The 13,990-nt window shown below is 42.5% G+C and carries 10 protein-coding genes; 2 read left to right on the plus strand and 8 right to left on the minus strand.

Going from position 1 to position 13,990, the window contains the following annotated elements:
- The first annotated feature begins 446 nt into the window (after positions 1-446).
- Positions 447-1,496, plus strand: a complete 1,050-nt coding sequence (locus tag K1I56_RS02375) for a DUF389 domain-containing protein (RefSeq protein WP_223325110.1) — start codon at positions 447-449, stop codon at positions 1,494-1,496.
- A 210-nt stretch (positions 1,497-1,706) separates the two neighbouring features.
- Here K1I56_RS02375 and thrS read toward each other — a convergent pair whose 3' ends face one another.
- The 4 genes from thrS to ccpA form a co-directional block, all read right to left on the minus strand.
- Positions 1,707-3,650 carry a threonine--tRNA ligase gene (gene thrS, locus K1I56_RS02380; protein ID WP_070595233.1) on the minus strand — a complete coding sequence of 648 codons (1,944 nt, stop codon included), beginning with the start codon at positions 3,648-3,650 and terminating at the stop codon, positions 1,707-1,709.
- 353 nt (positions 3,651-4,003) lie between these two features.
- Positions 4,004-5,326: a glycosyltransferase family 4 protein gene (locus tag K1I56_RS02390; protein WP_021153617.1), complete on the minus strand. Its 1,323-nt coding sequence runs from the start codon at positions 5,324-5,326 to the stop codon at positions 4,004-4,006.
- Position 5,327: 1 nt separating this feature from the next.
- Positions 5,328-6,326 carry an LTA glycolipid anchor biosynthesis glycosyltransferase, IagA/BgsA family gene (locus tag K1I56_RS02395; RefSeq protein ID WP_003008161.1) on the minus strand — a complete coding sequence of 333 codons (999 nt, stop codon included), beginning with the start codon at positions 6,324-6,326 and terminating at the stop codon, positions 5,328-5,330.
- 142 nt (positions 6,327-6,468) lie between these two features.
- Positions 6,469-7,473: a catabolite control protein A gene (ccpA, locus tag K1I56_RS02400; protein ID WP_045759706.1), complete on the minus strand. Its 1,005-nt coding sequence runs from the start codon at positions 7,471-7,473 to the stop codon at positions 6,469-6,471.
- 160 nt (positions 7,474-7,633) lie between these two features.
- On the opposite strand from ccpA, the gene K1I56_RS02405 reads away from it, so the two are divergent.
- Complete coding sequence (locus tag K1I56_RS02405) at positions 7,634-8,716, plus strand: M24 family metallopeptidase (protein WP_049473332.1); 1,083 nt, start codon at positions 7,634-7,636, stop codon at positions 8,714-8,716.
- A 240-nt stretch (positions 8,717-8,956) separates the two neighbouring features.
- Here the strand turns inward: K1I56_RS02405 and K1I56_RS02410 are convergent, their stop codons facing one another.
- The 4 genes from K1I56_RS02410 to K1I56_RS02425 form a co-directional block, all read right to left on the minus strand.
- On the minus strand, positions 8,957-9,406 hold the full coding sequence (locus K1I56_RS02410) for an Rrf2 family transcriptional regulator (RefSeq protein ID WP_223325112.1): 450 nt from the start codon (positions 9,404-9,406) through the stop codon (positions 8,957-8,959).
- 112 nt (positions 9,407-9,518) lie between these two features.
- Positions 9,519-10,361 carry a metallophosphoesterase family protein gene (locus tag K1I56_RS02415; RefSeq protein WP_070675008.1) on the minus strand — a complete coding sequence of 281 codons (843 nt, stop codon included), beginning with the start codon at positions 10,359-10,361 and terminating at the stop codon, positions 9,519-9,521.
- Between the two features lie 165 nt (positions 10,362-10,526).
- The gene (locus tag K1I56_RS02420) at positions 10,527-13,250 is read right to left on the minus strand and encodes an ABC transporter permease (RefSeq protein ID WP_223325114.1); all 2,724 of its coding nucleotides are present in this window, start codon (positions 13,248-13,250) and stop codon (positions 10,527-10,529) included.
- A 13-nt stretch (positions 13,251-13,263) separates the two neighbouring features.
- Positions 13,264-13,965 carry an ABC transporter ATP-binding protein gene (locus K1I56_RS02425; protein WP_223325116.1) on the minus strand — a complete coding sequence of 234 codons (702 nt, stop codon included), beginning with the start codon at positions 13,963-13,965 and terminating at the stop codon, positions 13,264-13,266.
- Positions 13,966-13,990 lie beyond the last annotated feature (25 nt).

A 13,990-nucleotide genomic window follows, 5' to 3' on the forward strand; every position in this document is an offset into this window, starting at 1 on the left:
CTCTAGGGAGTTTTGGAACTCCATAGAAGTTCGCTGACGTTCTTACTCACCTAAGGGAAGGGTTTTTAGATTGTTTTATCCTCAATCTTTTTATTTTTTCATTATTTCTCAACACGTGATTTGTTGGCGATATCAGCTAGGATTGCTGCTACAAACTCATCATCTTTAAACATTAAAACGATATCTACTTTCAGAGGAGATACCGTTCTCCTTCTTTGAATAAGGAATCTAAAATTTCTGACTTTCTCTATCTGTTCAATTGATAGATTTCTTCAGAGAAAGAATGTAAAATTTTTGATATAATATGCAGGATGGACTGATGGATATTTAAAAGATAATGTTCAAAAGAATGACAAATGAGAATTAAAAACATGTCAGTTTGGACAGAAGTCTCTCTACCATCATCCATGCAGAAACAAGATTATATGAAATAAAAGGAGTAACCAATGTCCGGAAACTATTCAACACGTGAATTCCGCGAGAAACTATATGATGACCTTCATGTTCGATTAAGAGATACAGTGATTTTGATGTGTTCGATTTTTATTGCCTCTATAGGTCTAAATATGAATTCAACAGCTGTCATTATTGGGGCCATGCTGATTTCCCCTCTTATGACACCGATTATTGGACTGGGGTTTGGTTTAGCTATTTTTGATACGCGTTTAATCAAGCAATCTCTACAGGTTTTATTTACTCAAGTATTGGTCAGTTTGCTTGTCTCGACTCTATATTTCTGGATTTCTCCCTTATCTTATGCAAGTAGCGAATTGATTGCACGAACCTCTCCAACCATTTGGGATGTTCTCATTGCTATTGCGGGTGGGATAGCAGGTGTCATTGGTTCAAGAAAAAAAGAAGCAAACAATATCGTGCCAGGAGTAGCCATTGCAACAGCTCTGATGCCACCTATCTGCACTGCAGGCTATGGTTTAGCTAATGGAAATGTACGATTTTTATTTGGGGCTCTCTATCTTTTCTTGATCAACTGTGTCTTTATCATGCTAATCAATATTGTTGGAACAAGAATTATGATGAGACAATCTCCCTTAAGTTCATTTAAAGAGCTAAACATGAAAATGAGAATTGGGTTGATCTCCTTGATTGTATTATTGATTCTTCCAGCCAGCTATTCAGCAGTCACTCTGACGATGGATCAAGCACGAAAAGAAGGGATCAAACAGTTTGTAGGAAAAGAGTTCGCCAATCATACGATCATTAATCAAGTCTACAAATCAAGTAGCAATGAATTGGTCTTGACAGTTGTTGGAGATCCGATTTCAGAAGAAGAATTAGAAACCATTCGCCAAAAACAAGACTCTTACGGTATTCAATCTGTTCAATTGAAGGTCAATCAAGTCCATAATTCGACAAAATTAGATAGTGAGACGACCAAGGAATTTTACGAAAACATTGACAAGTATATCGATCAAAAACTCTCTGAAAAAGATTCCCAAAACGATCTCGTAAAAGAAAATGAAGCAGACAAGGACTGAGGATAGTCAACTTATCTAACTCATGGAAGCAAATCTTGGGAGGATATCCTATATCCAAAAGTTAATGGATAGAAAGGATTGTTGATGAGGATACTATTTGTGGTGGTTTGACCAATCACTACTAACTCAGGTTAAACAAAATAGAAAAGCAACAACTGAAATAGTTGTTGCTTTTTCTTACTGAAAAATATTTCCCAGACTGTGATCGTTTTATTTCTCAACACGAGATTTATTTGCAATATCTGCAAGAATCAATTCTACAAATGCATCTACCGGCATGGTTTCTGTTTCTTTTTGACCATAACGGCGAACGTTTACAGCCTGCTCTTCCATTTCCTTGTCCCCAACGATTAATTGGTAAGGAATTTTTTGAGTTTGAGAAGCACGAATCTTGAACTGCATTTTCTCATTGCGTTCATCCACATCGGCACGAACACCACGATCACGAAGTTTCTTAGCTACTTCCCAAGCGTAGTCCACGTGTTTTTCGTTCGATACTGGGATAAGGGTTACTTGGTGTGGCGCAAGCCAGGTTGGGAAAGCTCCCTTATAGTTTTCAATCAAGATCGCAGTAAAGCGTTCCATGGTTGAGATTACCCCACGGTGGATCATGACTGGACGGTGTTCTTCCCCGTCTGCTCCAATGTAATGAAGATCAAAGCGTTCTGGAAGCAAGAAGTCCAATTGGATAGTTGAAAGAGTTTCTTCTTTACCAAGAGCTGTTTTCACTTGGATATCCAATTTTGGTCCGTAGAAGGCTGCTTCCCCTTCAGCTTCATAGTACTCAACACCCATATCATCAACGGCTGCTTTCAACATGCGTTGGGCATTTTCCCACATTTCATCGTTATCAAAGTATTTGTGTTTGTCTTCAGGATCACGGTAAGACAAGCGGAAACGATAATCTGTCAAGTTAAAGTCTTCATACACATCGATGATCAATTGAAGGATCTTCTTGAATTCTTCCTCGATTTGTTCTGGAGCCACAAAGGTATGACCATCATTCAGAGACATTTCACGCACACGTTGAAGACCTGTAAGGGCACCAGATTTTTCATAACGGTGCATCATACCGATTTCAGCGATTCGGATTGGCAATTCACGGTAAGAATGCACATGGTGTTTGTAGACTTCAATGTGGTGAGGGCAGTTCATTGGACGAAGAACAAACTCTTCTCCATCTCCCATATCCATTGGTGGGAACATGTCTTCACGGTAGTGATCCCAGTGACCTGAAGTTTTATAAAGTTCTACAGAAGCAATTGGTGGAGTGTAGACGTGTTGGTAGCCTGCTGCAACTTCTTTATCAACGATGTAGCGTTCCAACTCACGACGGATGGTCGCACCATTTGGCAACCAGAATGGAAGACCTTGACCAACTTCTTGAGAAATCATGAACAAATCAAGCTCTTTCCCAAGTTTACGGTGGTCACGTTCTTTGGCTTCTTCACGCATTTGGAGATAGTTCTTCAAGTCTTTCTTGTCAAACCAAGCGGTACCATAGATCCGTTGCATCATCGCGTTGTCGCTATTACCACGCCAGTATGCACCAGCAACATTCAAAAGGTGGAAGATTTGGATGCGACCAGTTGATGGGACGTGTGGGCCACGGCAAAGGTCAACGTATTCACCTTGACGGTAGATGGTCAAACCACCCTCATCTTCTGAGTGTTCTTCGATCAATTCCAACTTGTAGGGGTCATTTTTGAAGATTTCACGCGCTTCATCTTTAGTCACTTCCTCACGAATAGATGGGAAGTTTTCTTTCACGATTTTCTTCATTTCTTCTTCGATACGAGGAAGGTCTTCGTTAGAGATTTGACCAGCTTGGTTGTCTGTATCGTAGTAGAAACCATCTTCGATGGCTGGACCGACACCCAAGTGGATATCTGGGAAGAGGCGACGAGCTGCTTGAGCGAACAAGTGAGCCGCTGAGTGACGCAAGATTGGAAGAGCATCTTCGTGATCAGGTGTCACGATTTCAATGCTTCCGTCTTCAGTGATAGCACGAGTTGTGTCAATCAATTTGCCATTGAATTTACCAGCAAGAGCTTTTTTAGCTAGGGAATTGCTGATAGATTGGGCAATTTCAAAAGTAGTAACGCCAGATTCGAATTCACGAACAGCGCCATCTGGGAAAGTAATCTTAATCATGATTTTCTCCTTATAAAGTTTTTAGTAGCTAAATGGGTGGGAGGTGTCTTTGAACATTGGAATCGTCACTCCTTTTGATGTCTTCATTAAGAAATCAAAAAAGCGACCTCCTCGAAAGGACGTCGCAACGTGGTTCCACCTTCATTTATGTTCCTCAAAAAAGAGGGACACCTCTGATTGGCTCTAACGTAGCCACCGTTTTATGTTTGCATAAAAGTATATCGAGTAGTCCCAAACCTATCCTCTACGCGATTTCCAGCCCCACGCGCTCTCTATCAGATTTCCTAGATTTGATATGTCTCTGTCAGTTATTATAGCACGATTGAAAAATTTTGCAAGAAAAAGTTTCATTTTCAATCAAAGAAATGCGTGATTTTACGGATTTTCTTCACTTGTTTGACCGAAGCCTTCATCATCTTCACAGATCCATTGACCGGAAGAGCAATCACCTTGGTCGGGATTTTCACAATGGTCTTAGACATCCGCTTAACCCGGCTTTGCTCAGGATTCAAATCATTTGAAAAGTCTTTAGAAATGATTTTATCCAGGTAAAATTCGTAGACCCGACGACCAAAGGTTGCTGCAGAAATATCATCAATCTTTTCTGCCCACTTGGTCTCATCGATTGGAGGCATCTCCTCAATCGCTTCAAGAATCGCTTGTGCCAGATCGCTCTCTTCATAAAAGAGCTTTCCAAACATAGGGTCATCAATCACATGATCGAGATAAGGATTGCCATGAGCGATGATCGGGGTACCACTTGCAATACTCTCTAAATAAGTCAACCCTTGCGTCTCACTCGTTGAAGCTGAAATAAAGAAGTCAGCCGCCTTATAGTAGAGAGCTGTCTCATTTGGTGGGATCATCCCTGTAAAGACAACCGCATCTGAAATCCCCAGTTTCGCCGCTTGTTTTTTCAAATCATCCAAATAAGGACCATCTCCAGCCACGATCAACTTAACTTTTGGATTGACCTTGAGGACATCAGGAAGGGCCGCAATAACAGCCTGAATATTCTTTTCATAAGAAACCCGCGACAGACTCAGTAAAAGCGTTTCATCTTCTGCGACTTCATATTTTTCACGAAGGGCTGCTGTCTCTGTCGGAGTGATTTCTGGCCGGTCAAACTTGGCCAAATCAATCCCTGTCGGAATAATGCGTTTTTCTGCCTTGACCTTGTACTTTTGGAGCAAGTCATAGACGATCTCACTTGGACAGATCACTCCATCCAGATCATTCATATAACTTCTCACAATGTATTTGACCATACTTGGGCGAATGACCATGCCTCTTGCAATATAGCGGACATAGTCCTCATACTGGGTATGGTAGGTATGAATGACTGGAATCCGCAATTCGCGTCCAATCCACACTCCCAAAAGGCCCAGTGAAAACTCAGTCTGGGTATGGATAATATCCAGCTGGTATTGCTTGGCAATGGCAAGCGCCTTTGAGAATCCACGATAAGCAACGCGGCGGTCCTTAAAGGCGAAGAAAGGCACACTTGGAATCCGAATGATCTGCCAATCTTCATATCGGTTGACATCTTTATCCGTTGTCGTAAAGATAAAGACTGTGTGACCCAATTTTTCTAATTCTGTTTTGAGCGTCCGAATACTGGTCGCCACTCCCGAAACTTGCGGGAAATAGGTATCTGTAAATAACCCTACACGCATCTTACATCTCCAAAACTGTTTGATAGGCTTCGACCAATTGATAAGCCACTAAGTCGATCGAACGACTTTCAGCGACCTTGTAGCCCGCCTCCCGCTTGTCTACTTGACCGTTCAAGACCTTGTTCAAGGAATCCACAAATTCGTCTACATTATGGCACAATTCAGAAGACGTCTCGTCGATCCAGCCATTGTATACTGGAATATCCCGCAAGACCGTGTGCTGATGACTGGCCAAGGCTTCCAAAACAACGATTCCTTCTGTTTCTTCATAAGATGGGAAGAAGAAAGCATCTGAACCCGTCATGGCCCCTTGGAAGACCGCTCCCTTGAAGTAGCCAGGGAATTCCACATTACTCGGATGATCCTTTTCCACGATACGACGAATCTTACGCGGAATGATCCATTTGTTGATAGAACCTAGCCAAATAAAGCGAACATCCGGCATGCGACGGGCCACTTCTACGAAATCTTCAATCCCTTTGCGTTTAAAATAAAGCCCTGCACAGATGACAACTTTCTGGCCTTCTTGGATATTAAAATGCTTGCGAAAGACTTCTTCTTTTTTCGGATCCTTCTTGTATTTTTCCAAATCAATCCCATTGGAAACCGCGATAATCGGTGTGGTCACCCCATAAGACTGAATCAGGTGTTTGGAATACTCAGATGGCGTGATCACATAGTCTGCCTTTTGGTACATGTGAGCCAAATACTTTCCAAACAAGGGCGCAAAAAAGTTAGACCCGATAAAGGAATTTTCAAAATCCTCACGGGTTGAATGGCCATGCATGATGACTTTCTTTCCACGACGCTTTGCTGCATGGAGCAAAAGGAAACTCCGTGGGCCATAGGTATTGATATGCACCACATCATAATCTCCTAAAATATCTGTCGTATACGGAATCCCAGCCAAATCCAGCGCATGCATTTGATGCTGCAAGGCTCGACCAATTCCTGATTTTTGTAAGACGGATTTTCCTTCTAAATACAGTAAAACTTTCATACCTTCTATTATACCGAAATAAAGAGTGCCCAGCAAGTCTCTACCTGTTCGCAGTATAAAAAAAGAGGCTAGAACAGTTCTGTTCTAGCCTCTTAGACTAGTAGACACGTCTTCCCAAGTCGAGACTCTAGTCTACTAATCCTTATTTTTTGGTCGTTCCACGTTGGTTGATCGTATGAGACAACAGTACTTCGCGTTCTTCCAACTCTTCTTTGTGCATGATCTTGGTCAACATGCGCATACTGATCGCACCAAGGTCATACAAAGGTTGGCCAATCGTTGATAGATTTGGACGCGTGTAACGAGTTACTTGTGAATCATCACTAGTAATGATTTCAAAGTCTTCTGGTACTTTGATACCGTGATCAGACAAGCCGTTCAAGAGACCTGCAGCCAATTCATCACCTGTCACAAAAGCAGCTGTTGCTTTTGACGCAATGATGCGTTCTGCCAAGTTGTAACCTTCATCATAACGGTACTTGGATTCAAAGACAAGTCCTTCGCTATAGCTCAATTTTTTCGCTTTCAAAGCTTCTTTGTAGCCCGCCAAACGGATTTTTCCATTGATATCATCCACCAATGGGCCGCTTACAAAAGCAATTTTCTTGTTGTGTTTTGCCAACTGTGTAACAGCATCAACGGTTGCTTGCTTGTAGTCAATATTGACACTTGGTAATTGGTGTTCAACATCTACTGTACCAGCAAGGACAACCGGCGTACGAGAGCGTGAAAATTCTGAGCGAATCTTTTCAGTCAAGTGATAGCCCATGAAAATGATCCCATCCACTTGTTTTGAAAAGAGGTTATTTACCACTGAAACTTCTTTGTCATCGTCTTCATCGCTATTTGCAAGAACAATATTGTACTTGTACATTTCAGCAATGTCATCGATCCCCTTAGCCAATGTAGAGAAATAGCTATTCGTGATGTTTGGAATCACAACACCGACTGTTGTGGTTTTCTTGCTAGCAAGACCACGCGCAACAGCATTTGGACGGTAATCCAAGCGTTCGATCACTTCTAAAACTTTTTTACGTGTATTTTCTTTAACGTTTTTATTTCCATTTACTACACGACTAACGGTTGCCATTGAAACCCCTGCTTCACGGGCGACATCATAAATTGTAACTGTATCGTCTGTATTCATAAGATTTCCTTTCATTGTTGAAAATTTCGTTTTCACTCTCTAATTAATCCTATTTTATCACTTATTGTAAACACTTTCAAGCATTTTGGTAAAATTTTGTAAACTCTTGCTTTTTTGGGGAAAATTTGACAAAATAGATCCATAGAAAGAAGGTAGCATTATGTCTAAATTAGATCAAATCGTCGATTTTCTTGAAACTGAAAAAACAGATGTCGCTGTTGTATCCGATCCTGTCACCATCAATTACCTGACTGGATTTTACAGTGATCCCCACGAACGCCAACTCTTCTTGTTCGTCTATACAGACCACGAACCCCTTCTCTTCGTTCCTGCACTTGAAGTGGAACGGGCGACTGCAGTTGTCGATTTCCAAGTAGTTGGCTATGTAGATTCGGAAAACCCTTGGGAAAAGATTAAAGGGGCTATCGCTAAACCAGATGCCAAAACTGTTGCACTTGAATATGATAACTTGATTCTGACCAAATACAATGGTTTGCGCACTGTCTTTGAAAAAGCGGAATTTACTAACTTAACACCACGGATTAACCGCATGCGCTTGATCAAATCTGCTGATGAGATCCAAAAGATGTTGGTTGCCGGTCAATACGCAGATAAGGCTGTCAATATGGGTTTTGACGCCATCTCACTGGATAAAACAGAAACCGATATCGTGGCAGAAATCGACTTTGGCATCAAACGCTTGGGCTATGAAATGAGCTTTGAAACTATGGTCTTGACGGGGAATAATGCAGCTAACCCACACGGAATTCCTGGAAGCAATAAAGTCGAAAACAATGCTCTCTTGCTCTTTGACCTTGGCTGTATGGTGAATGGTTATGCGTCAGATATGACTCGTACTGTTGCAGTTGGAAAACCTGATGATTTCAAAAAAGAAATCTACCACTTGACTTTAGAAGCTCAACAAGCAGCCATTGACATGATCAAACCAGGTGTAACAGCACATGACGTAGACCGTGCTGCACGGAGCGTCATTGAAAAAGCTGGTTATGGTGAGTACTTCAACCACCGCCTCGGACACGGGATCGGAATGGACGTGCATGAATTCCCTTCTATTATGGAAGGAAATGACATGGTACTTGAAGAAGGCATGTGCTTCTCAGTCGAACCAGGAATCTATATTCCAGGTAAAGTCGGTGTCCGTATCGAAGATTGTGGGTACGTAACAAAAGACGGATTTGGACTCTTCACAGAAACCAGCAAAGACTTACTTTACTTTGACTAATCCTTTAGTCGTTTCAATATATAACAAACATCTTGTTTCGTTAATAACTATAAAAAATGAGGCTGGGACAAAAGTCCTAGCCTCTTAATTATCTTTGGATTGTCGAGCAAGGCGCAGTAGTTGAGTGGGCCCTACTACGCTGATTTCATCAGCTTTTACAGCCCTACTCAACTGTGCGGAGGTGGGACGACGAAATCGATTTCTAACGAATTACCGATTTCTGTCCCACTCTCATTTTTCTTATGAAACCGATTCGAGTTTCATTCTTTTCTGCGTATCTTCTACAACGTCTTTTAAAGTGGTTTGGGACATTTCTTTTTCCATAGCAGTCTGAATGTCCTCAAGCTTCCCATCTAAAACATTATGGATATTGTGGCCAATTGGGCAGGCTGGACTCGGATTGTCATGAAAACCAAATAATTGACCTGTCGAACCTAAGCATTCTACTGCTTGATAGATATCCAGCAGGCTGATCTCATCGGCTGCTTTTGCAAGCTCAGCTCCGCCTGTCCCACGCGCTACATGAATCAATCCAGCTTTCTTCAACTGAGACAAGGTCTTTCGAATAATAACAGGGTTCACGCCGACACTTCCTGCCAAAAAATCACTGGTTACTTTTGTTTTCTCTCCTTGTAGAGCAATCATGATCAAGACATGAGTCCCAATGGTAAAGCGACTCGAAATTTGCATAACTTCACTCCTTTCTACCCGTTTTTGAAGGTAGAGTCTATTGAACAACCGTCAAGGGACGACTTTCGTTATTCCTATTATACTCTTTTCAGTTGTAATGTCAACAGTTACACTATTGGAAGAAGTCCTCTAACCAAGCATCGATTTCTCGATCATGACCTTCTCTCTGCTCAATCTCATGAAGAAGCTCATGATTGTGGGTATGATGAATGCCATTGACCAAACTTTCATAATACACTTGGTAATAAGGAAGATGGAGGTCTTTTGCAAGTTTCAGTTCTTTTTGGACATCATAGTCCACCCGTCTAAAATCTACATCTTTTAACCCCATTTGATCAAATTCAAGAATAGCATACATGGCCCGAAGGTCCTTGCGAAGATTCTTTTCCAAAAAGAAAGGTTGACCGATCGATCCAGGATTGATAATCAGTTCTCCTCCTGTCCCGTAGCGGAAAAACTGCTGGTGAATGTGTCCGTAGACTGCGATATCACAAGACGGGTTTGTCACCAAACGATCAAAATCCTTCTGCTCACCAATGTGGATCAATTCGCGACCCCAATTCTTATCAGGTAAGTGGTGGGTAATGCCGATCTTTAAACCTGCGATTTCTCTATGGACCTGCATGGGCGTTTTCTGCATGTCTTCAATTTCCTGGGGCGTGATTTCTTCAAGAATATATTGACACTGGCGCATGAGGTAGCGATGACTGGGTCTGGTCTCATCCAACATCCCCCTCATAGCCCGCCAAAGACTATCCTCCCAGTTCCCAAGGACTTTGACCGTAATCGGTAACTCCTCTAACAGCTCCAAGAGGTCCCGTCTCCCTGTCCCTGGCATCAAACTATCTCCCAAGAGCCAATATTCATCCACCTTGGCTTTTCGACTATCCTCTAGGACAGCTTCCAATGCTGTCGTATTTCCATGAATATCTGAAAGTAAAGCAATTTTAGTCATGATCTTCTCCTTCTCTCCATTATAACAAAGAGAAGAAAAACTTCCACCCTAAGGTGAAAGTTTTATGAACATTCCATGCTACCAGAAATGAAAACTCAGGCTAGAAGCGGAAGCTTCGTCGTTGGATTTATCTTTTTCCAAAGAGTTGCTTAACGGCTTTGTATCTTAGTCTACTGATTTGAGGGCTTCGAGCATGTCTACTTTTCGAAGATAATGGTCAACATAAATTCCTAACAGGATCAAGAGAAGGAGCATTCCTCCGACAGGGAAGAGGAGCACGCCAAGTCCCACATGGGGATAAAAGAGAATGGCATCTGGTGCAATCATGGCAATGAGGAATTGATGAAGATAATAACCACCCACTAATCCCATGAGGATCCCTATGATAGACAATAAGATGGTTTCGCGGTAAATATAGAGCGTCACTTCCTTATTATGGAATCCTAAGACCTTAATGGTCGATAATTCACGGATCCGCTCTGCCACATTGATATTGGTTAAATTATACAAGATCACGATGGCTAGCAAGATCGATACGACTACTAGAATCATCATAGTGGTGTCCAAGGATTTGGCAACTGAGTTAAAGAGGGAAATCATCGAAGCATTCTGACTAACTGCCTTCACAGCTGCAAGTGCCATCATGTCCCGACTGACAGTCTGCACTTTTCGTGTAGAAGGATTTCTCAACTGCACCAAATAGCTATTTGCTGAAGTCCGCTTTCCGTAGATTTTTTGGTAACTTGCCTGATCCATATAGACAAAATGGCCGACATAATTTTCAGTGATTCCCGCCACCTTAAAAGTATGACCATCAAAGGTCAGTCGATCACCGACTGTAACCTGGGCTAGTTGTGCTAGCTTACTACTGATGATGACCCCTTTCTTGAGAGACAAGGACTCTCCCTGCTTGAGAGAACGCAAGCTGACAAAGGGAGAAAAATCTGTACGATCCGTTACCATCATCGTAATGGTCTGCTTGTCGCGTCCACCCTTTAAAGAATCTTCGATAACCTTACTATAGATGGCTCGATAATCTTTGATATCTGATTTTTCCAGACGATTGGTTAGTTGCTTGCTTTCTTGGCTTGATGCATTCGTTTTTTTGGCTACAATCAACTCATATGATAGGATCTCTTGAAATTGGCGTTTGGGAACCCCTCCTACAGAAGATTGAATCCCTAGCCCTGCAAAGAGGAGAGCAACAGAACCTGCCACTCCAAATATGGTCATCAGCATCCGTTGTTTGTAACGAAAGAGATTACGAGCAGTGACCTTGTGGGTGAAACTCAGACGCTTCCAAATAAACTGGAGACGCTCCAGGAAAATCTTCGAACCAGATACCGGTGGTTTGGGCAGTAATAACAGATTGGCTTCTTCTTTTAATTCCTTACGCGAAACCCAGTAAGCCGGAAGCACACTCGCGACGAAAGACAGTCCGAGCGCAATCAGAGTCATATCCCCATAAAAATACTCTCTGCTCTCTCCAATCACCATCCCTTGCGTAATAATGTTGGAAATGATCCCCGATAGGAAATAATGGCCCAGCAGGGTTCCTAGAAGGGTCCCGATCGTCCCTGCAAAGAATCCATAGAGGACAAATTTGAGAATGATATCCTTGGTACGATAGCCCAGTGCCTTAAATATACCTGCATTGGTCCGCTCTTCATCGACAAAGCGGGTCATCGTGGTAAAGGTCACCATGGCAGCTACCAGATAAAGAACGACTGGAAAAATATTTCCGACAGCAGAGATACTACTACTGGCATTGCTATACATCAGGTAACCTTGTCCACCTGGCATGGTCTTGCGGTCATAGACATGATAAGTTGGGATTTCCAGCTGATCTCGCTCGCTTTGGGCTTTTTTCAGCTCCTCCTCTTTTTTTGCGAGCTCCGATTCACCTGTAGTCCAGTCCTTCTTTTTCTGATCCAGTTGTTCTTTGGCTTGATGGAGCTTTTCTTGACTGGCTACTTGCTCTTTAGCTGGCAGAAATGGAGCTAATTTCTTGAGCTGGGCCTCCTGCAAGTCTAATTGTTTTTGAGCCTGATCGATCTGATTTTTAGCTGACTGGAGGGTTTCCTTGGCACGACTGAGTTCTTTCTGGCCTTTTTGAATCTGCCCATCCGCCTCCTGCTTGAGTCTTTGATAGCGGGCCTTTCCATTGTCTTTCAGAAGTTTTTCTAACTCTTCTTGATGAGCTTTGAGCCCTTTTTGGTAGACTTGCGAAAAAGAATCTAAAGACTTCAGATCATCAAACTGGATCCGCGCCATCGCGGGAAGTTTAGTCGTAAAGACCTCTTTTGAAACTAGTGCATAGGCATCTAGATTTCCACTACCACTCATGGCAGTGCCTAAATTCTTTTGAGACCACATCTCAGAGGATTGAACAAAGCCAACAATGGTGAATTGCTTTCGCTTTATACTAGAGCGCGTTCCTGCCTTTTCTTCAAGTGTGAGGGTATCCCCTATCTGATAGCGATCCTCCCAAAAACTTGCTAGGACCAGTTCCCCTTCTTTTTTGGGCAGGTGCCCCTTGGTCACACGAAAGGAAGAAAGACTTTTTGGGACAGAAAACAGTCGAATTGCTTTTCCTGTTCCTTTCACAGTCAAATCCAGCAGGGAACCAAATTCGACACGCGCTCCTTTGACTCCTAAAAGTTCCTCTTGGTCTGCCTGATCTAATCCCAAGTCCCCCATGACAGCAAGATCTAGCATCTTTTGTTGCTGAATAAACTGGTTAGCCGTTCGGTGCATATTTGGAGTGGTCACCTTTAGACCTACCAAGGCCAAGCTTCCCAACAACATCAAGGTTAAGATGGAGAGAAAACGTCCTTTTGAATGTGTAAAGGAAGCAAATAGATCCTTCCAATAGACTTTTCGTTTCATGCTACCACCTCTTCTAATATTCTAGCGTAGCAATATCTTGAGGAAGCTCATTGATTTCTACCGACTTGACCTTGGCATCATGCATGCGAATCACACGGTCTGCAATAGGAGCTAGAGCACCATTATGGGTTACGATGATAACCGTCGCTCCCTTTTTTCGAGACATATCCTGTAAAATCCCCAATACTTGCTTACCCGTCTGGTAATCCAAGGCTCCCGTTGGCTCATCACAAAGGAGAATTTTAGGGTTTTTCGCCACTGCCCGAGCAATCGCCACCCGTTGTTGCTCGCCGCCTGACAATTGGGCAGGAAAGTTATGAAGACGATTGCCAAGTCCTACTTCTCTTAAAACAGCTTCCGGATCCAGAGCATCAGAAACAATTTCTGAAGCCAACTCAACATTCTCCTTAGCTGTCAAATTAGGGACCAAATTATAAAATTGAAAGACAAAACCAACATCATCTCGTCGATAATTGGTTCGTTGATGGGCATTTAGCTTTGCAATATCCACCCCATCAATCAGAACCTGACCCTCGTCATTGGTGTCCATCCCCCCTAAGATATTGAGAACCGTTGATTTTCCAGCTCCTGAAGCTCCTAAAATAATGACCAACTCACCTTTTTCAATCTCAAAGGAAACATCCTGGTTAGCGAAAATCTCTGTCTCTCCACTCGTATAGCGCTTGTAACAGTGCTGCATTTCGATGTAGGCCATTTCCTCTCCTCCCTCCTACTTCCTA

The organism is Streptococcus parasanguinis, from assembly GCF_019929185.1.
GTDB lineage: Bacteria > Bacillota > Bacilli > Lactobacillales > Streptococcaceae > Streptococcus > Streptococcus parasanguinis_O.

Excerpts from the sequence above, each read along its gene's own strand:
- K1I56_RS02410 (WP_223325112.1), bottom strand. The coding sequence starts at position 9,406 with ATGCAAATTTCGAGTCGCTTTACCATTGGGACTCATGTCTTGATCATG.
- K1I56_RS02425 (WP_223325116.1), bottom strand. The coding sequence starts at position 13,965 with ATGGCCTACATCGAAATGCAGCACTGTTACAAGCGCTATACGAGTGGA.
- K1I56_RS02375 (WP_223325110.1), top strand. The coding sequence starts at position 447 with ATGTCCGGAAACTATTCAACACGTGAATTCCGCGAGAAACTATATGAT.
- K1I56_RS02395 (WP_003008161.1), bottom strand. The coding sequence starts at position 6,326 with ATGAAAGTTTTACTGTATTTAGAAGGAAAATCCGTCTTACAAAAATCA.
- K1I56_RS02405 (WP_049473332.1), top strand. The coding sequence starts at position 7,634 with ATGTCTAAATTAGATCAAATCGTCGATTTTCTTGAAACTGAAAAAACA.
- K1I56_RS02420 (WP_223325114.1), bottom strand. The coding sequence starts at position 13,250 with ATGAAACGAAAAGTCTATTGGAAGGATCTATTTGCTTCCTTTACACAT.
- K1I56_RS02415 (WP_070675008.1), bottom strand. The coding sequence starts at position 10,361 with ATGACTAAAATTGCTTTACTTTCAGATATTCATGGAAATACGACAGCA.
- K1I56_RS02390 (WP_021153617.1), bottom strand. The coding sequence starts at position 5,326 with ATGCGTGTAGGGTTATTTACAGATACCTATTTCCCGCAAGTTTCGGGA.
- thrS (WP_070595233.1), bottom strand. The coding sequence starts at position 3,650 with ATGATTAAGATTACTTTCCCAGATGGCGCTGTTCGTGAATTCGAATCT.
- ccpA (WP_045759706.1), bottom strand. The coding sequence starts at position 7,473 with ATGAATACAGACGATACAGTTACAATTTATGATGTCGCCCGTGAAGCA.